At 62.6% G+C, this 18897-nt stretch carries 19 protein-coding genes; 12 read left to right on the forward strand and 7 right to left on the reverse strand.

Annotated elements, in window-relative coordinates:
* Positions 1–16 precede the first annotated feature (16 nt).
* Complete coding sequence (locus ACXAF5_RS15510) at positions 17–856, forward strand: helix-turn-helix transcriptional regulator (RefSeq protein ID WP_474947277.1); 840 nt, start codon at positions 17–19, stop codon at positions 854–856.
* On the opposite strand, the gene ACXAF5_RS15515 is transcribed toward ACXAF5_RS15510, so the two are convergent.
* The 6 genes from ACXAF5_RS15515 to urtA all read right to left on the reverse strand — a co-directional run bounded on the left by ACXAF5_RS15515 (position 853) and on the right by urtA (position 8239).
* Positions 853–1965, reverse strand: coding sequence for a CaiB/BaiF CoA transferase family protein (locus ACXAF5_RS15515; RefSeq protein ID WP_474947278.1), 1113 nt, complete (start codon positions 1963–1965; stop codon positions 853–855). The genes ACXAF5_RS15510 and ACXAF5_RS15515 overlap by 4 nt on opposite strands.
* A gap of 218 nt (positions 1966–2183) precedes the next feature.
* On the reverse strand, positions 2184–2879 hold the full coding sequence (gene urtE, locus ACXAF5_RS15520; protein WP_474947279.1) for an urea ABC transporter ATP-binding subunit UrtE: 696 nt from the start codon (positions 2877–2879) through the stop codon (positions 2184–2186).
* 4 nt (positions 2880–2883) lie between these two features.
* Entirely contained in the window at positions 2884–3624 is a 741-nt protein-coding gene (gene urtD / locus ACXAF5_RS15525; protein ID WP_474947843.1) for an urea ABC transporter ATP-binding protein UrtD, read from the reverse strand.
* A gap of 5 nt (positions 3625–3629) precedes the next feature.
* On the reverse strand, positions 3630–4796 hold the full coding sequence (urtC, locus tag ACXAF5_RS15530; protein WP_474947280.1) for an urea ABC transporter permease subunit UrtC: 1167 nt from the start codon (positions 4794–4796) through the stop codon (positions 3630–3632).
* A gap of 78 nt (positions 4797–4874) precedes the next feature.
* Positions 4875–6860: an urea ABC transporter permease subunit UrtB gene (gene urtB, locus ACXAF5_RS15535; protein ID WP_474947281.1), complete on the reverse strand. Its 1986-nt coding sequence runs from the start codon at positions 6858–6860 to the stop codon at positions 4875–4877.
* Positions 6861–6958: 98 nt separating this feature from the next.
* Positions 6959–8239, reverse strand: a complete 1281-nt coding sequence (gene urtA, locus ACXAF5_RS15540; protein ID WP_474947282.1) for an urea ABC transporter substrate-binding protein — start codon at positions 8237–8239, stop codon at positions 6959–6961.
* A gap of 360 nt (positions 8240–8599) precedes the next feature.
* Here urtA and ACXAF5_RS15545 point away from each other — a divergent pair, with 360 nt between their 5' ends.
* The 9 genes from ACXAF5_RS15545 (at position 8600) to ureG (ending at position 15238) form a co-directional block, all read left to right on the forward strand.
* Positions 8600–9571 (forward strand): urease accessory protein UreD, encoded by a 972-nt coding sequence (locus ACXAF5_RS15545; RefSeq protein WP_474947283.1) that lies wholly within the window; start codon positions 8600–8602, stop codon positions 9569–9571.
* A gap of 19 nt (positions 9572–9590) precedes the next feature.
* Positions 9591–9893 carry an urease subunit gamma gene (locus ACXAF5_RS15550; RefSeq protein ID WP_065324833.1) on the forward strand — a complete coding sequence of 101 codons (303 nt, stop codon included), beginning with the start codon at positions 9591–9593 and terminating at the stop codon, positions 9891–9893.
* Positions 9894–9920: 27 nt separating this feature from the next.
* Complete coding sequence (locus ACXAF5_RS15555) at positions 9921–10508, forward strand: HupE/UreJ family protein (RefSeq protein ID WP_474947284.1); 588 nt, start codon at positions 9921–9923, stop codon at positions 10506–10508.
* Positions 10509–10520: 12 nt separating this feature from the next.
* Positions 10521–10826, forward strand: a complete 306-nt coding sequence (locus tag ACXAF5_RS15560; RefSeq protein ID WP_474947285.1) for an urease subunit beta — start codon at positions 10521–10523, stop codon at positions 10824–10826.
* 387 nt (positions 10827–11213) lie between these two features.
* Positions 11214–12926, forward strand: coding sequence for an urease subunit alpha (gene ureC / locus ACXAF5_RS15565; RefSeq protein WP_474947286.1), 1713 nt, complete (start codon positions 11214–11216; stop codon positions 12924–12926).
* A gap of 238 nt (positions 12927–13164) precedes the next feature.
* The gene (locus tag ACXAF5_RS15570) at positions 13165–13392 is read left to right on the forward strand and encodes a hypothetical protein (protein WP_005615377.1); all 228 of its coding nucleotides are present in this window, start codon (positions 13165–13167) and stop codon (positions 13390–13392) included.
* 49 nt (positions 13393–13441) lie between these two features.
* Positions 13442–13948, forward strand: coding sequence for an urease accessory protein UreE (gene ureE, locus ACXAF5_RS15575; RefSeq protein ID WP_474947287.1), 507 nt, complete (start codon positions 13442–13444; stop codon positions 13946–13948).
* Positions 13938–14582: an urease accessory protein UreF gene (locus ACXAF5_RS15580; protein ID WP_474947288.1), complete on the forward strand. Its 645-nt coding sequence runs from the start codon at positions 13938–13940 to the stop codon at positions 14580–14582. The genes ureE and ACXAF5_RS15580 overlap by 11 nt, the downstream gene beginning before the upstream one ends.
* Entirely contained in the window at positions 14579–15238 is a 660-nt protein-coding gene (gene ureG, locus ACXAF5_RS15585; RefSeq protein ID WP_474947289.1) for an urease accessory protein UreG, read from the forward strand. The genes ACXAF5_RS15580 and ureG overlap by 4 nt, the downstream gene beginning before the upstream one ends.
* A gap of 32 nt (positions 15239–15270) precedes the next feature.
* Here the strand turns inward: ureG and ACXAF5_RS15590 are convergent, their stop codons facing one another.
* Complete coding sequence (locus ACXAF5_RS15590; protein WP_474947290.1) at positions 15271–15402, reverse strand: hypothetical protein; 132 nt, start codon at positions 15400–15402, stop codon at positions 15271–15273.
* A gap of 383 nt (positions 15403–15785) precedes the next feature.
* On the opposite strand from ACXAF5_RS15590, the gene pgi reads away from it, so the two are divergent.
* Positions 15786–17396, forward strand: coding sequence for a glucose-6-phosphate isomerase (gene pgi / locus ACXAF5_RS15595; RefSeq protein WP_474947291.1), 1611 nt, complete (start codon positions 15786–15788; stop codon positions 17394–17396).
* 25 nt (positions 17397–17421) lie between these two features.
* On the forward strand, positions 17422–18873 hold the full coding sequence (zwf, locus tag ACXAF5_RS15600) for a glucose-6-phosphate dehydrogenase (protein WP_239322711.1): 1452 nt from the start codon (positions 17422–17424) through the stop codon (positions 18871–18873).
* Positions 18874–18897 lie beyond the last annotated feature (24 nt).

An 18897-nucleotide genomic window follows, 5' to 3' on the forward strand; every position in this document is an offset into this window, starting at 1 on the left:
ACGCGGGATGATGCAGATGTACGCACAGTCGCGTCACATCGCGAAAGCCCAGATCATGCGCACGGCCTTCAGTCAGAATTTACGGTTTCTCTGCGCCGAGGCCACCTCGATCGCGCAGATCTGCCGCGAGATCGGCCTCAACCGGCAACAGTTCAACCGCTACCTTTCGGGGGCCGGACTGCCCTCGGCGCATAACCTGCGCCGCATCGCGCGTCATTTCGACGTAGATGAGGCCGATCTTTTTACGGACCCCGATCACTTCGCAGCCGCGCGTCGCCCGACCACCGCGCCCAAGCTCCCCGCGCCGCTTTGGCACATCGGCACGGGTTTTGCCGATCAGGCGCGCCCCCTGCGCCGGTTTCTCGGCACCTATCATGGGTATTTTTGCACGCCCACATGGCCCGGACAGGTGCTGCGCTCGCTGATCCATCTCAAAGAGGTCGATGGCTACGTGGTAAGCCACACATTCGAGCGCGCCCACGCAAGTGACGGCAGTATCCGCCAGCGCAGCACCTATCTGGGGCTGGTTGCAGAACGCGGCGGACGGTTGTGTCTGACAGAGCGCCCCCGCAACACCGTCGGCGCACTCTCAGAGACGATATTGATGCCGGAACACCCGCATCAGATCTCTTATCTGCAAGGGCTGGTCCTGGGGGTCTCTGCCGGGGCCAATCGTCGCCCGTTTTCCACCCGCACGGTCTGGGTGCGGCTTGAGGAAAAACGCACTGCGCGCGAGGCCCTTGCTGATGTCGGTGCCCTGCCTAAGGATAGCCCACGCCTCGACCCCAAGGTAAGACGTCTGCTCGGGGATGAGGTTCCTTTAAGCCTGACGCTCGACGCCTATCCGCCCAGTTAATCTGCCTTGCGCGGCAATACCGGTGCCGAGCGATCAAGCGCCAGTTCCGCATCCGAAAACACCCAAGGTCCGCGCACGCCCGGCACGCCTTCGGGCGCGATCTGCATCTGTCGATGTTTGATCTGCGCGTCGTCGAACGCCTGCCCGATGGTGTTGATCGGCCCCGCCGGAACGGTCGCGGCCTCCAATGCGGCAAGCAAATCCGCCTGGCTCCACTGTGCCAGCGCCGCCGCCAGCATAGGCGTCAGATCACTCCGGTTTGCGACCCGCAGCTGGTTGGTGAGAAAACGGGGGTCATCCTTGAGACCTCCGAGATTCAGCACATCGCACAGCCGCGTGAACTGACCGTCATTGCCGACCGCAAGGATCACATGCCCATCGCGCACCGCCATCACCTGATAGGGCGCGATATTGGGGTGCTCATTGCCCATACGGGTGGGGCTGTCGCCCGTCACCAGATAGTTCATATTCTGGTTCGCCAGCATGGCCGTGGCACAATCCAGCAGGGACATATCGATATGCTGTCCCCGTCCGGTCCGGTGCCTCTGCTCGACTGCGGCCAGAATGCCGATGCTGCCGTATAGCCCTGTCACCACATCCGTGATCGCGACGCCCACCTTTTGCGGCTCACCCTCCGCTGCACCAGTGATCGACATCAGCCCCGACATGCCTTGCAGCAGGAAATCATAGCCCGCACGGCTGGCATAAGGCCCATCCTGCCCGAACCCCGTGACCGAGCAATAAATGAGTCGCGGGTTCACCTCAGCGAGGCTTTTGTAATCGAGGCCATATTTCGCCAGTCCTCCGACTTTGAAATTCTCGATCAGGATATCTGCGCCCGCAACCAGATCGCGGACCTTGGCCTGCCCCTCTGGCGTGCGAAAATCTGCGGTGACGCATGTTTTGCCCCGGTTGGCGGCATAATAATAGGCGGCGGTCTTGTCTCCGTCCCGCTCCACAAAGGGCGGCCCCCAGCGGCGTGTGTCATCGCCTTCGGGGCTTTCGACCTTCACCACCTCCGCCCCCAGATCCGCCAAGGCCTGCCCGATCCACGGACCGGCGAGAATACGGGCGAGTTCCACCACCTTGAGACCTTGAAGCGGAGTCATGCTGGAATGTCCTTTGCAAGTTAAACACTTTGGTTCCTTGCATAGCCGACCCAATCGCCAAAGGCCAATCCCGTTGCGCAGAGACGACAGGACACGCCTACCCAAGCGCACCCGCAGCGCACCGCAGGTGCGCTGCCGGGCCCAACGGGTTTGACGGCATTTTAATGCAGGCAAACCGGGCGGGAGCGCCCCTTTCTTGCCCCCGGCTTAAACCCCGCTTAGACGGACACACCGTCCAGCAGCGCCGCGCGTTCGACCTCACCCTTTTTGCCCGCCATCACCACATCACCCCGGCGCAACACCACAAAACGATCCGCCAGCGCATAGGCAAAGTCGAAATACTGCTCCACCAGCACGATCGCCATTTCGCCCTGATCGCGCAGCAGTTTGATGACCTCGCCGATCTGAGTGATGATATTGGGCTGAATGCCCTCGGTCGGTTCATCCAGCACCAGCAGCTTGGGCCGCGTGATCAGCGCACGCGCGATGGCCAACTGCTGCTGCTGACCGCCCGACAGATCCCCACCCCGGCGCGAGATCATCTCCTTCAGCACCGGGAACAGATCAAAAATATGGTCCGGGATGTGATGCGCGCTCTTGGGCAGGCAGGCGAAGCCGGTCTCTAGGTTTTCCTTGACCGTCAACAGCGGAAAAATATCGCGCCCCTGCGGCACATAGGCGATGCCTTTCTGCGCCAGCACATGCGCTGGCAGCACCCCCAGCACCTCACCGTCCAGCGTCACCCCTCCGCCCGTGCGCGCATGGGTGCCGGTGATCGCCTTCATCAACGAGGTCTTGCCGACCCCGTTGCAGCCCATCACGCAGGTCACCTCGCCCACCTCGGCAGTCATCGAGACCCCGTTCAGGATCTGGCTATGGCCGTAGTGCAATGTGATATCGTTCAATTCCAGCATATGTTCAGCGCCCCAGATACACATCGATGACATGCGGATCAGCCGTGACGTGGTCCAGACCGCCCTCGGCCAGAACCGCCCCTTCATGCAGGACCGTGACCTTGCAATTGAGGCGGCGCACAAACTCCATGTCATGTTCGACCACAACCACGGCGCGGGTGCGGGCGGCCTCGACCAGCAGATCGGTGGTATGCGCGCGCTCTTCCGGCGTCATGCCGGCAGCAGGTTCGTCGACCAGCAGGAGGCGCGGCTCCTGCGCCAGCAACATGCCGATCTCCAGCCATTGTTTCTGCCCATGCGACAGTTCTCCCGCGATGCGATCAAGCTGGTCCAACAGACCGACCTCCTCGGCCAGCTCCGAGACACGTGCGACATGGGTGTCCTCTGCCCGGAAGGTCAGGACCGACCACCAGCTGCGCGGAGCCTTCAGCGCCATCATCAGGTTTTCCCGGATGGTTTGATTCTCAAACACCGTGGGTTTCTGAAACTTGCGCCCCACCCCGGCCTGCGCGATCTGCGCTTCGGACAGAGTGAGCAAAGAGATGGATTTTTCGCCAAAGAGCACCCGCCCCGCGTCGGGCCGGGTCTTGCCGGTGACGATATCCATGAAGGTGGTCTTGCCCGCGCCATTTGGGCCGATCACCGCGCGCAGTTCCGCCGGGCCAATCTGAAACGACAGGTTGTTGATCGCCTTGAACCCGTCAAAGGACACGGAGACACCGGACACCTCCAGAAGCGTATTCATCTGACTCATGCCTTGTCCCCGCGGTTCAGAAGGTCAAACAGACCGCCGATGCCCTTGGGCGCAAACAGCGTGACAAGGACGAAGGACAGCCCAAGGATCACCTGCCACCAGTCCACCCATTGCAGGGTGTAGAACCCCAGATTGATGTCGGGCGCTTGCCCGCCGGTGAACCAGGTGGAGACAAGGCTGACAAACCCCGCACCCAGGACCGCGCCATAGAGCCGCCCCCGCCCGCCGATGGCGACCCAGACCGCTAGGTAGATCGAGGCGATGGGGGCAATCTCGGCCGGGTTGATGATCCCCGCCTGCGGATAATAGAGCGCGCCCGCGATGGCCGCGATCATCGCGGTCAGAGTGAACAGCATCAGCTTGAAGCTTTCGACCGGGTAGCCGAGGAAGCGCACGCGGGCCTCGTTGTCGCGAATGCCGCGGATGACGGAGCCGAACTTGCCGGAGACCACCCAGGCGCTGAGGAGATAGCCCAGCCCGAGGGCCAGCGCCGAGGCCCAGAAGAACCAGAGCGAAATCGCCGATTGCGGCGCCGTGACACCGGGCAGGTTCTGCAGGCCCGAAAGGCCATTGTTGCCACGCAGGCCGGAGTCGTTCTGGAACAGGTAAAGCGCCAGCGCCAGCGTCATCGCCTGGGTCAGGATCGACAGATACACGCCGGTGACGCGGCTGCGAAAGGCCAGCCAGCCAAAGACCAGCGCCAAGATCGCGGGCACCAGCAGAACCAGAGCAAGCTGCAGCGTCAGACTGTCGGCGAACATCCAAATCACCGGAAAGTCCGACGCGCCCACGACGCCAAAGATCTGGCTGCCGATGCCGTCGATCACCTCTTGCGGGGTTGGCGGGATCACGCCTTGGGCCAGCGAAGCCTCCACGATGATCTCGGTGCGGGCATACATCAACCACATGCCGATCATGTAACCGCCGAGACCGAAGAAGGCGAAATGGCCCAAGGACAGGATGCCGCAATAGCCCCAGATCAGGTCCATCGCGATGGCCACAAGACAGAGGCAGAGCGTTTTGCCCAATGTCTTGATGAAAGAGGTGGAAATGAGACCGATGCCAAACCCTTCGGCCAGGAGGCTGACGCCGAGGGTGAAGGCCGCGAGGCCCAGGAGGAAGACCAGCACCGAGGGGTGCTGCGCGATAAAGGATTTACGCATGGCGCGTCCCTCCTGCGGCGGGGGGCCAGCCCCCCGTCCCCCCCGAGGTATTTTCAAAAAGATGAAGGGTCATGGCGGTCAATCTCCCGCTGCGCGGCCTTTGAGGGCGATGATGCCGCGGGGCCGGAACTGGATGAAAATGATGATGAAGATGATCATGTAGGTCTGGGCGGCGAGCGTGTTAGAGGGGTTGAGCCACTCGATCCCCTTTTGCAGGGTGCCGATCATCGTGGCGCCGAGGAGCGCGCCCCAGATGTTGCCGACACCGCCGACCACCACGGTCATGAAGCTTTGCACGATATAGTCGGCGCCCAGCTCGGACGTGACCTTGGCGTAGAGGCCGATGGCAACGCCTGCGATGCCCGCAATGCCGGAGCCGAGACCGAAGGTCAGCATGTTGACGCGTCCCGGGTTGATGCCCATGGCGGCGGCCATGCGCGGGTTCTGCGTCACGGTCCGGGTTTCAAGTCCGAGACGGGTCCGTTTCATCAGGAAGAGGAAAAAGCCGAGGAAGATCAGCGCCAGAACAAAGATCGCGATGCGGATGTAGCTGATCGCCACCACGTCGTTCAGGACCAGTGCCCCATCCAGCCAGCCGGGGGCCGTCAGCGGACGCGCCTGGGTGCCGAAGATGTTCTTGGCCAGCTGCTGCAGGGCGATGGAGATGCCAAAGGTCGCAAGCAGGGTTTCCAGCGGCCGATTGTAGAGGTGGCGGATCACCAGACGTTCCATTGCGACGCCAGCGGCAAAGGTGACCGCAAAGGCGAGCGGGATTGCCAGGAGGATCGACACCGTGTGGTTCGGGATCACCTGCTGCACCAGATAGCCGGTATAGGCGCCCATCATGATAAATTCGCCATGGGCCATATTGATGACCCCCATCAGGCCAAAGGTGATGGCAAGACCGATCGCCGCCAGGAAATAGATCGAGGCCAGTGAAATCGCATCCAGCCCCAGGTCCAGCGTCTGATTGAGACCGACACGGGTGGAGATGCCCTGCAGCGCAGCAAGAGCGGCGGCGGTCACCTCCGGGTTCGGCTCTGCATAGGTTTCAAAGAACACATGCGCCGCAAGTGCCGCATCGATCACCTCATCCCGGACCAAAGGCGCGACCTTGCCTTCTTGCGCCAAGGTGTCATAGGCGATGGCACGGGCGTCCGGGGTCGAAAGCCGCACCAGCGCGACACCCCCGACGGTGCCGCCCTCGACATGGTTCGACAGCACGGTCCTGATCTGATCCGGCGTCTGGCGCGCTGGCACCAGTTCCGCCTCCGCCAGCATGTCATAGGCTTCGAGACGGCCCAGATCGGGTCCTCCGGGAGACAACACACGGGCGAGGTTGACCCCTTCGGGGAGGTCTGTGGAGATCTGCAGCCGGGTCGCGACCAGCGGATTGAGTGCGGCGCGCAGATCAACGCCGAGATCGCCCGACATGTCCTTGATCGCGGCAACGCGTTCGGCCGGATCGCGACCATGGCCGATGGTCAACAGGCGCTCGATCCGCATCTTCCGGGCCTTCAGCTCGGCATCGGGTTCGGTGTCGATAGAGGCGCGCAGGGGGGCAAGCAGCCCCGCCTCCGGCCGGCGCTCGATGGCGGTCAACGCCTCCTCCCGAAGACTGGGGTCAGGGTCGGACAGCTGGAACCGGACCAGGGCGGTGGCGATCAGCCCGCGCACGCCGCTGTTCGGTTTCAACTGCTTGAGATCATCCTTCGGGACGGTCGCGATCACCGCGCCGCTGTCGATATCCGTCAGACGATAGGTGCGATCCCCCGTGTCCGCGCCGACAAAGAACAGACCGTCCGCGCGGCGTTGCCAGATGGTCTTGTCCTGCCAGGCCGACAGGAACATGGGCACCGCCGGCAAGTCGGAGGCGACGATGCGGTCAATGACCGGTCCGATGGTCCTGCGTGAGGCTTTGGAGATCAGAGCGGCATCCTGTTGCAACAGCTGTTGCAGGGGGCCGGCCTCCTGCGCGTGCCCGGGTCTGGCGAAACTGGCCAGACCCAATGCCAGCACACCGCAGAAGAACAACAGCAGATCAGCACGAAATTTACATGTCATGGAAGGTGGTCCGGCCCTATTGGTGCCGCCGGTTGAACCCGGAGGTCGGTGTCAATCGGCTCCGGGGCCGTCAGGCACCCGGAGCCCGTCAGCAGAAATCAGTAGTTGGATTTCAACTGCACACAGGTCTCGGTCTGGGTATTGTACATGCCACAGCCAAGATCCTTCCAATCCGAGGTCAGGACCGCGGAGTCGGGCAGGAAATCGGTCCACGCGTCGCCGGGCACCGGATCGGTGGCGGAGATGATGTCGAACTGGCCGTCCTCCTGGATTTCGCCGATCAGCACCGGCTTTGCCAGATGGTGGTTCGGCAGCATCACGGCGGTGCCGCCGGTCAGGTTCGGGAACTCCTGAACATACATGGCCGTTCGCACCGCATCGACATCCGTTGTCTCCGCCGCGCTCACCGCATTGGCCCACATGTTGAAACCGATGTAATGCGCCTCCATCGGGTCATTGGTGACGCGCTCCTGCCCCATCAGGGTCTTCCACTTGTCGACAAAGGCCGTGTTGGCTTCGGTGTCGGCAGATTGGAAGTAGTTCCACGCGGCCAGGTGCCCCACGAGGTTGGAGGTATCAAGGCCGGAAAGCTCTTCTTCGCCGACGGAGAAGGCCACCACCGGGATGTCGTCGGCAGAGATACCCGCCGCCGCCAACTCCTTGTAGAAGCCGATATTGGCGTCGCCGTTGATGGTGGAGATCACGCCGACCTTCTTGCCATCCGCGCCCAGCGCCACGACATCGGCGACGATCTTGGACCAGTCGGAGTGGCCAAAGGGCGTGTAGTTGACAAAGATATCCTCAGCCGGGATGCCCTTGTCCTGAAGATAGGCCTCCAGGATGTTGTTCGTGGTCCGCGGGTAGACGTAGTCGGTGCCAAGCAGTGCGAACTTCTCCACGCCCAGTTCTTCGAGGAAGTAATCCGTCGCCGGGATCGCCTGCTGGTTCGGGGCCGCGCCGGTGTAGAAGACGTTCTTGGAGCTCTCTTCGCCTTCGTACTGGACCGGGTAGAACAGCAGGCCGTTGAGCTCTTCGATGACGGGGAGGACGGATTTGCGGCTGACCGAGGTCCAGTTGCCGAAGATTACGTCGACATCATGGACGGTCAGCAATTCGCGTGCTTTTTCGGCAAAGAGCGGCCAGTCGGACGCCGGGTCGACCACCACGGCCTCCAGCTCGCATCCCAGCAGGCCACCTTTGTCGTTCTGATCCTCCACCAGCATCAGCATGGTGTCCTTGAGCGTGGTTTCCGAAATCGCCATCGTGCCGGACAGCGAGTGCAGCACACCCACCTTGATCGGGCAGTCTGCGGCGGCGGCAGCGCCTGCGCCAATGGTCAGAGCCAGCGCGCTGGCAGCGGTTTTGGTGAAAAACGTCATCGTAGATCCCTCCACGCAGGGCACATCGGGCCGCTGTCGCTTGCCGAACCGGCAGCGGAGCATTACCTTCCCACCCTGCAACTGTTGTTGCGATTGAGTGTGGCGACCCGGTCGAGGTGCAATTCGCAGGGTCGTCACACGCCTTATCGATAGCGGCCGGACCGGGGCCCCGCATTCTTGGCGGCGGGGTCATCCTCTCCAGACGGGTTCAGATTTCTGCAACGCCGCATCGCTTGGCAATTGCCAGCCCCGGCCGCTCGCGGACAAATCTCCACATGCCCATTTATTGGGCGGCTTTTGCGCAAAACGGCGCAAAAATCGTCAAACACGCCATTCAGCCGCCTGAAATTGCGGTCTGAAATGGCACTTGCGCGCGCGGACTGGGACAAATCGAACCGTGAGGACACGCCACTGGAACCGACCCGGTGGCGGCATTTCGGGGAGAGGGCGATCAATCACATCACCGACATAACGGCACGGACGCCCGCGCTGGCCGATGCGCCTGCCTTTGCTCAACCCCGGGCGGTCGGGCGCGCGCGCCTCTCGGCCAAGCGCCGTGGCGATGGTCAGGTCGCGCTCGATCACCTGCATCAGTCCGGGGCGCTGAAACTGCTGTTTCCCGAGGGCCGCCCGCCGCTGGAGGCGGTTCTGGTGAACACTGCAGGCGGCATTACCGGAGGCGATCGCTTTGCCATTGACGCCGCAGCCGGGCCGGACAGCCAGCTGACCCTCACCACCCAGGCCGCCGAACGCGCCTACCGCGCGCAACCCGGACAGAGCGGCCAGATCACCACACACCTGAACGTCGCCGCCCGTGCCTGCCTCAATTGGCTGCCGCAGGAAACGATCCTCTTTCAGCGCAGCGATTTCACCCGGAGTTTGCAAGCCGATCTGGCAGAGGATGCACGGCTCTTGCTGGTAGAGCCGCTGGTGTTCGGACGCGCCGCAATGGGCGAGGCGCTTACATCCGCCCGGTTTCGCGATCACATCCAGATCCGGCGCGCGGGACAGCTCATTTATCGCGATGCAATCCATCTGCAAGGCGATCTGGCCGCGCAGCTCAGCCGTCCGGGCGTGGCTGGCGTCCTGTCGGCGCCATGCAGCGCGATGGCGACCCTCCTGCTGGCCGCACCAGACGCCGAGGCGACGCTGGGGGGGCTGCGCGCTCACCTGCCGGACGGCGGCGACGCCCTTGGCGGCGCCTCGCTCCTCGCCCCCGATTTACTGCATATGCGGCTCTTGGCGGTGGATAGTTTTGTCCTGCGCCAGAGCCTGCTGCCCCTTCTTGACAGGCTGACCGAGGGTGGCCTGCCCCGTTGCTGGAGACTTTGACCATGAAAGCGCCACACCCATGAACCTGACCCCGAGAGAGAAGGACAAACTGCTGGTCGCCATGGCCGCCGAGGTTGCACGCAAGCGGCTCGCCCGCGGGGTCAAACTCAACCACCCCGAGGCAATCGCGCTAATCACCGATGCTGTGGTCGAGGGCGCACGCGATGGCCGCTCCGTCGCAGAGATGATGCAGGCCGGGGCCGAGGTCATCACCCGTGCAGACTGCATGGCCGGCGTGCCCGAGATGATCCACGAGGTTCAGGTCGAGGCCACCTTTCCCGACGGCACTAAGCTGGTGACCGTGCATAACCCCATTCGCTGACTGACCGCTTTCCAAGGACTGACCGACATGACATCCCGCATTGCCCTTTCCCTCGCTGCCCTGCTGACCGCCAGCCCTGCCTTTGCGCATCTGGACCCGGCCGGGCATGGATCCTTTGCCGCTGGCGCCAGCCATCCGGTGTTCGGCCCGGATCATATCCTCGCCATGGTGGCGGTGGGCCTGTGGGCCGTTGTGCAGGCGCGCCGCACAGGTGAGACCCGCGCACTCTGGCTGCTGCCGACCGCCTTTGTGGGCATGATGACGCTCGGGTTCCTTTTCGCCATGCGCGGCGTGGACCTGCCGTTGGTCGAGCCGATGATTCTCGCCTCTGTCATGGTGCTTGGCGGTATGGCTGCGCTGGCACTTCGGATACCGCTTGCCGGGGCGGCGGCGATCACCGGGATTTTTGCGCTGTTTCATGGCCATGCTCACGGTGCGGAAATCGGTGCAGCCGAGGCCCTGCCGTATCTGGCCGGCTTTGCGCTCTCAACGGCTCTGCTGCACGCCGCCGGTGTTGCCGGTGGGCTGACCTTGGCGCAGCGCAGCGCCACCCTGCCCCGCGTCCTCGGGGCCTGCGTTGTCCTTGCCGGTTCCGCGCTTGGGCTCGCAGGCTGAGGAGCGCTTCACATGATCCCCGGAGAGATGTTCCCCGCCAGTGGTGAATTGACCCTGAATCAGGGGGCCGAGGCCCTCACCTTGATGGTCGCCAACACCGGCGACCGCCCGGTTCAGGTGGGCAGTCACTACCATTTTGCCGAAGCCAACCCCGCGTTGGAGTTTGACCGCGCCGCTGCCCGTGGTCTGCGCCTGGACATTGCCGCAGGCACCGCTGTGCGGTTTGAGCCCGGTCAGCGCCGCGAAGTGCAACTGATCCCGATTGGGGGTGCGCGCCGGGTCTATGGGTTCAATGCTCAGGTAATGGGGGAGTTGTGATGGACACGCTGAGGGCCGCGACCGAGCCTGGGTGGGCGCTGCTGCCTTCGCTGATGAACGCGCCCTCACGCCCCAGAGCATCGGTTTCGCTTGTCTCCACGATGCCAACGCGCCCTCCCCGGGGGAGGGTCGGACGCGGCCCGGCCTGTCGTCCGGGCGGGTCGTTTTGCGATCACGACTTACCGATCTGTCTCGACAAGCAGGATCAGGAAAAACTGAATGTAGACACGAAAAGGCGCTCCTTGATGAAGGGCGAGCCGCAGTGGCTCAGGAGCCTCTCAATCTTCACACATCACAACCTTCCCAAATGCACGACACGCAGAACACCCGGTTCTCTGCCGTGCATTGACCAGAAAAATTTCGCTACAACAGCAGGATAAGCCCGACATGCCCGCCAAAATCTCCCGCTCTGACTATGCCGCCATGTATGGCCCCACCACCGGGGACCGCGTGCGGTTGGCCGATACTGACCTGATCATCGAGGTGGAGCGCGACCTCACCGGTCCCTATGGCGAGGAAGTCAAATTCGGCGGCGGCAAGGTGATCCGTGACGGGATGGGGCAGGCACAGACCACACGCGCGGCGGGCGCGGTTGATACTGTGATCACCAATGCGCTGATCCTTGACTGGACCGGCATCTACAAGGCTGACATCGGCCTGAAGGATGGGCGCATCCATGCCATCGGCAAAGCCGGAAACCCGGACACCCAGCCCGACGTGACCATCATCGTCGGCCCCGGCACCGAGGTGATCGCGGGCGAAGGGCGCATCCTCACGGCGGGTGGGTTTGACAGTCATATCCATTATATCTGCCCACAACAGATCGAGGATGCGCTGCATTCTGGCCTCACCACCATGCTGGGCGGCGGCACCGGGCCAGCGCATGGGACCTTGGCCACCACCTGCACCCCCGGTGCCTGGCACCTTGGTCGCATGATGCAGGCCGCAGATGCGTTTCCGATGAACCTCGCCTTTGCTGGCAAAGGGAATGCTTCGCTGCCGGCTGCCATCGAGGAACAGGTGAACGCGGGCGCCTGCGCGTTGAAACTGCACGAGGACTGGGGCACCACCCCTGCCGCCATCGACTGCTGCCTCGGGGTTGCCGATGCGATGGATGTGCAGGTGATGATCCACACCGATACGCTGAATGAATCGGGTTTTGTCGAACATACCGTAAAGGCGATGAAAGGCCGCACCATCCATGCCTTTCATACCGAAGGCGCAGGCGGTGGCCATGCCCCCGATATCATCAAGATCTGCGGCGAGGAGCATGTGCTGCCGTCCTCGACCAACCCGACGCGGCCCTTCACTGTGAACACGCTCGAAGAGCACCTCGACATGCTGATGGTGTGTCACCACCTCGACAAATCCATCCCCGAAGATGTGGCCTTTGCCGAGAGCCGCATTCGCCGGGAAACCATCGCCGCCGAGGACATCCTGCACGATATGGGGGCGTTCTCGATCATCGCGTCGGACAGTCAGGCGATGGGGCGCGTCGGCGAGGTGATCATCCGCACATGGCAGACCGCCGACAAGATGAAGAAACAGCGCGGGCGGCTTTCGGATGAGGTCGGCGAGAACGACAATTTCCGCGTTCGCCGCTATGTGGCGAAATACACCATCAACCCGGCGATCGCGCATGGCATCTCGCATGAGGTTGGCTCGATTGAGGTTGGCAAACGGGCCGATCTGGTGCTGTGGAACCCGGCGTTCTTTGGCGTGAAGCCGGAAATGGTGCTGATGGGGGGCACAATTGTTTGTGCCCAGATGGGCGATCCCAACGCCTCGATCCCGACGCCGCAACCGGTCTATTCCCGGCCCATGTGGGGGGCCCATGGCCGCTCGGTGGAACAGTCCGCCGTGACATTCGTGTCAGAGGCGGCGCAGGCGGCGGGCATCCGTGGCCAACTTGGCCTGGCAAAGCAGACGCTCGCCGTGAAGGGCACGCGGGGGATCGATAAATCCGCGCTGAAGCTCAACGATGCGACACCACATATCGAGGTCCACCCGGAAACCTATGAGGTGCGCGCAGACGGTGAGTTGCTGACCTGTCAGCCAGCGGCGGAGCTGCCCATGGCGCAGCGGTATTTCCTGTTCTGAAGCGCACCCCAGCTGCAACCCGAGATGGTCGCGCGGCTGCCCCCTTGGCCAAAACACGGCGACAAATCGATCAAAGGCCCCATCATCATGCCGAAATATTCAGCAAAATCAGAATCTTCACCCCCTGCCTTGTCACAGACGCATGGCGGGAATGCGTCAACACTACCTACCTATTTGCTGCACTGCAGCTATATTGGTGTCACGGGAGAGACATTCTTGAACACAGGAGCATATCCCCATGGCATACGCATCGAACGCACAAACACGCGCCCCCTTCAATCCGCTGGGCCTGATCGCAGGCTTTTTCCGCGCGATTGGCAACGGTCTGGTTCACCTCGCAGAATCCAATCATCGTGTGAACCGCGCCCGCACCTTGATGGCGCTGTCCGACGAGGAATTGGCAAAGCGCGGCCTGAAGCGCGACGACGTTGTAAAACACGTTTTCTCGGACATCATGTACGTCTGAGCCTCTGCACGCAGAGACACCTGAAAACGACCACAGCGGGGGGCCTGTCATGAGCGCCCCCCGGCTGACCGCCCGCCACTACCACGGGCACCCGCATGACCAGAGCCCTCGCGACCGCGTGGTGCTTGACTATGACGCCCGTTTTCTGCGTCGCAAGGTGCTGACCTGCGAAAGCGGTGAGCGCCTGCTGGTTGACCTGCTCAATACGACTTCGCTCGATCATGGCGGCGTTCTTCTGCTGGAGGGCGGCGGCGAGGTGCTTGTGGTCGCAGCCTCTGAGCCGCTGCTGGAGGTCACTGCCGACCATCTGCCGCAGATCGCCTGGCACATCGGCAATCGCCACACCCCCTGCCAGATCGAAGACACCCGCCTGCTGATCCAGCGAGATCATGTGATCCGGGCGATGCTCGACCACCTCGGTGCAACTGTGCGCGAGGTTGTTGAGCCGTTTACCCCGGAAGGCGGCGCATATGGCCACGGGCGCACCCATGCGCATGAACATGGGCATACGCATCATCACGGCCACGCCGATCACGACCACAGCCATGAGCACTGAGGCCACGCTTTTGTTGATGCAATGGCTGTCGCCTGCCTATCCGGTGGGGGCTTTTGCCTATTCACACGGGCTGGAGTGTGCGGTGGCAGAGGGGCATGTCAGCGATGGCGACGGGTTGTCCCGATGGCTGACAGACCTTCTGACCCATGGGGGCGCACGCTCTGACGCGGTGCTGCTGGCCTGTGCCTATCGGGCAGAGACGGCTGCGGACCTGTCCGAGATCGACGCCACCGCCCGCGCCTTTTGCCCCTCGGCCGAGCGCCTGCAAGAAACCGACCTGCAAGGCGCGGCGTTTTGCCGAACCACAGCCGCCGCCTGGGGCAATGACCTCGCGCATCTCACCTATCCGGTGGCGGTGGGATGTGCCGCACGGCAACATGACATCCCGCTGGATCTCACCGTGCAGATGTATCTGCATGCATTCCTTTCAAACCTCATCGCCGCTGGTCAAAGACTTCTAGCGCTTGGCCAGACAGACGCACAGCAGCGCCTCTCTGCCCTCTCGCCGCACTTGCGCGACACGGCCCAAGCCGCCTTGTCCTCCACGCTCGACGATCTCTTTGGTGCGAGCTTTGCCGCAGACATCGCATCCATGCGCCATGAAACCCAATATTCAAGGATCTTCCGCTCATGACCTCGAAGACGACTTCGCACAACGGCCCGCTTCGCGTCGGGATCGGAGGCCCCGTGGGTGCAGGCAAAACCACCCTGACGGCGCAGCTGGCCCGCGCGCTGAAGGATCATCACTCCATCGGTGTCATCACCAATGACATCTACACGCAGGAGGATGCCGAGGCATTGATGCGTCAGCAAATCCTGCCGCAGGACCGTGTGATTGGCGTCGAGACCGGAGGCTGTCCGCATACGGCGATCCGTGAGGATGCCTCGATCAACCTCGCGGCCGTGGCCGAGATGCAAAAACGCCACCCGGAGGTCGAGATCGTGCTGATCGAGAGCGGTGGGGACAACCTCTCTGCGACGTTTTCACCGGAACTGGCGGATGTGACGCTCTATGTGATTGATGTCGCCGCGGGCGAGGAAATCCCCCGCAAGGGCGGCCCCGCCATCACCCGGTCCGACCTGTTGATCATCAACAAGACCGATCTGGCACCACATGTGGGCGCATCTCTTGAGGTGATGGAAAGCGACGCCACCCGCATGCGCAAGGGCTTGCCATTCGTCTTTGCCGCGATGCGCCACGGGACCGGAGTGGAACAGGTGATCCGGCATCTGTGCGAGATCGGTGGCCTCGACTCGCCCGCAAGCCGCGCGGGCACAGACACTGGTTGAGCTCTGAAATCAGAACCGGCAGACTGTCGGCGTCAGACCTGCGTCACAACCGCAGCCGCTGCGTGATCCGCGGTGGGGCAATATGCATCTGAGGCATAGACCTTGCTCAGGGAAACGCCCGCGATCAGGGCCGCCAAGGCAACGGTTTTGATGTGATGGACCATATCACTTTCCTCCAAATCTCGGGCGGGTGTTCCGCTTCGTATGGGAAAGACCGTAGCGGGCGGCGCTTTGGGTCACTATGAACCGCTTCACACAACTGCGGTTTTTTTTGCATGCCCTGTTGGTACGACAGCGCTGTCATGGCATACAGACCTCGAACACAGCAGTGAAGCAGCGGGCAGATCCGAACATGTCACGGACCCTGAGACAGGATCGGGCAACCGCGCTTCGCTATCGCGATGAGAGGTCTGAATTAGATCTGGCATTGTTAGCGCTAACTTGGCATATAGGCGGCGAGAGTCGACGCAGCCGTCCCTTTTCGCCCCGCCCGGCCCCGGCAAGCCTGATGGCCGGTCCCGCCGCAGACCCATGAGGAGCTGATCCGATGAGTGATATTTGGCACAAACTCCAGGCCCATCGTGCCGCGACAGAATCCACGCCGCTGGCCGCGCGGTTTGCACAGGACGCTGATCGGTTTGACCGATACACGGCATCCGCAGATGACATGCTGTTGGATTACTCCAAGACCGCACTGGATGACACGGCGCGCGATCTGCTGTTGCAGCTGGCCGAAAGCGCGGATCTCACCGCAAAGATCGACGCGCTGATGACGGGCGAGAAAATCAACACCACCGAAGGCCGCGCGGTGCTGCACACCGCCCTGCGCGCCCCCGCCGATGCGGTAATCGAGGTGGACGGCGAAAACGTGGTGCCCGGTATTCAGGAGGTGTTGACCCGCATGGGTGGGTTCGCATCTGCCCTGCGCGATGGCAGCTATGTGACCAAGTCCGGCAAGGCATTTACGGATGTGGTGAATATTGGCATCGGCGGCTCTGACCTTGGTCCCGTGATGGCGACATTGGCGCTCGCACCCTATCACGACGGGCCTGCCTGCCATTTCGTCTCCAATGTGGACGGCGCGCATATTCATGATGTGTTGGCGGGGTTGAACCCTGAGACCACATTGATCGTGATTGCCTCAAAAACCTTCACCACCATCGAGACGATGACCAACGCCCAGACCGCCATCACATGGCTGCAAGGCACGCTGGGCGACGATGTCTCTGCGCATCTGGCGGCGGTATCGACCGCGATGGACAAGACCGCCGCGATGGGCATTCCCGACGCCCGTGTCTTTGGCTTTGCCGATTGGGTCGGCGGGCGCTATTCCATGTGGGGGCCGATCGGTCTGCCAATCATGATCGCCGTGGGGCCAGAGGCATTCCGCGCGTTTCTTGATGGCGCGGCGGCGATGGATGAGCATTTCCGCAGCGCGCCACTGTCTGAAAACCTACCCGTGCTTCTGGGGCTGATCGGTGTCTGGCACAACAATATCTGCGGCTATGCTTCGCGCGCGGTGCTGCCCTACGATCAGCGGCTCTCGCGCCTGCCTGCCTATTTGCAGCAGCTCGATATGGAGAGTAACGGCAAGTCCGTCGCGCTGGATGGCACCCCCCTGCCCCGCGCCTCTGGCCCCGTAGTCTGGGGCGAGCCGGGCACCAATGGCCAGCATGCGTTTTACCAGCTGCTCCATCAGGGCACGCAGGTGGTCCCCACCGAGTTCCTGATCGCCGCCACAGGTCACGAGCCCGATCTGGCCCATCAGCACAACCTGCTGAAGGCCAATTGCCTCGCCCAATCCGAGGCGCTGATGCTGGGGCGGTCATGGGATGAGGCACGCGTGATCGCCGAAAAACGTGGCTTTAGCGGCGCTGACGCTGACCGGATGGCCGGGCATCTGAGCTTTCCCGGCAACCGTCCCTCGGTGACCATTGCCTATCCCAAACTGACGCCTTTCGTGTTTGGCCAGATCGTTGCGCTATATGAACACCGTGTGTTCACCGAAGGCGTGATCTGGGGGATCAACTCCTTTGACCAATGGGGCGTCGAGTTGGGCAAGGAACTGGCGACCCGCCTCCTGCCGATGGTCGAAGGGGCAGATGCATCCCAAAAAGATGCCTCCACCCGCGGCCTGCTGGCCAAGCTTTCAACCTGACCCGCCAACCAAGAGGAAGACACTTATGGTATCCCGCGTCATCCCCGTAGACAGTTTCGACTTCGTCTTGTTCGGCGCCACCGGCGACCTTGCACGGCGCAAAATCCTGCCGAGCCTGTTCCACCGGTTCCAGATCGGCCAGTTCGACGACACCAGCCGCATCATCGGGGCGTCGCGCTCCAAGATGGATCAGGGCGAGTTCCAGACCCTCGTGGGCGATGCGCTGAAGGAATTCGGCGATATCCCCGCCGATGCGGAGCCGGATGTGGAGCGGTTTCTGGCGCTGCTCGACTATGCCTCCGTCGATGCCAAGGGCGAAGGCGGCTGGTCCGACCTCGGCAGCAAGCTGCGCGATGGTGTGGTGCGGGCGTTTTACCTCTCGGTTGCGCCCTCGCTGTTTGGTGACATTGCCGGGCGGCTCAAATCCACCGGCATCGCGGATGACGACAGCCGCATCGTGGTGGAAAAACCCTTTGGTCACGACCTGGCCTCGGCGCAGGCTCTGAACGCAGCCCTGCGCGAGCACTTTGAAGAAAGCCAGATCTACCGGATCGACCACTACCTTGGCAAAGAAACGGTGCAAAACCTGATGGCGCTGCGCTTTGCCAATTCGCTGTTTGAGCCGCAGTGGAACTCGCACCACATCGACCATGTGCAGATCACCGTCTCCGAGAGCATCTCGGTGGCGGGGCGTGGTGAATACTACGACAAATCCGGCGCCATGCGGGACATGGTGCAGAACCACCTGATGCAGCTCTTGTGTCTCACCGCGATGGAGCCGCCCTCGACCTTTGAGCCCAACGCCGTGCGCAACGAGAAACTCAAGGTGATCGAAAGCCTTGAGGCGACGCCGATGGACAACATCGTGCGTGGGCAGTACCGCGCCAAGGCGGGTGATGACAGCTACCGCGACCATGCGGGCAATCCCGCCAGCCGCACAGAGAGCTTTGTTGCCATGAAGGTCGAGGTGGCCAACTGGCGATGGGCGGGCACGCCGTTCTACCTGCGCACCGGCAAATGCCTGCGCGAGCGGGTGTCGGAAATCGCCGTCTACTTCCGCAAGCCGCCGCATAATATCTTTGGCGAGGACAACGCCATCGACGGCAACATGCTTGTTATTCGCCTGCAACCGGACGAGGGCATCACGCTCAAGACCACCATCAAGGACCCCGGCCCAGGAGGCATGCGCCTGACCTCTGCCGATCTGGACATGACCTTTGCCGACAGTCTGCCGGAGGCCGGTCGCCCGCAGGACGCCTATGAACGGCTGATCATGGATGTGATCCGCGGCAACCAGACCCTGTTCATGCGCGGTGATGAGGTCGAGGCCGCCTGGGCCTGGGCCGATCCCATCGTCGGGGCCTGGGACAATTCCACCCGCGCGCCGCAACCCTACGATCAGGGCGGCTCCGGCCCCGAGGACGCGCTCCTGCTCCTGCATCGCGATGGCCGCCGCTGGCGCGCTATCGGCGCCTGACCCTGTTGTAAGATCTGAAAAGGA

It is taken from the genome of Epibacterium sp. ABV4_022, from assembly GCF_056159345.1.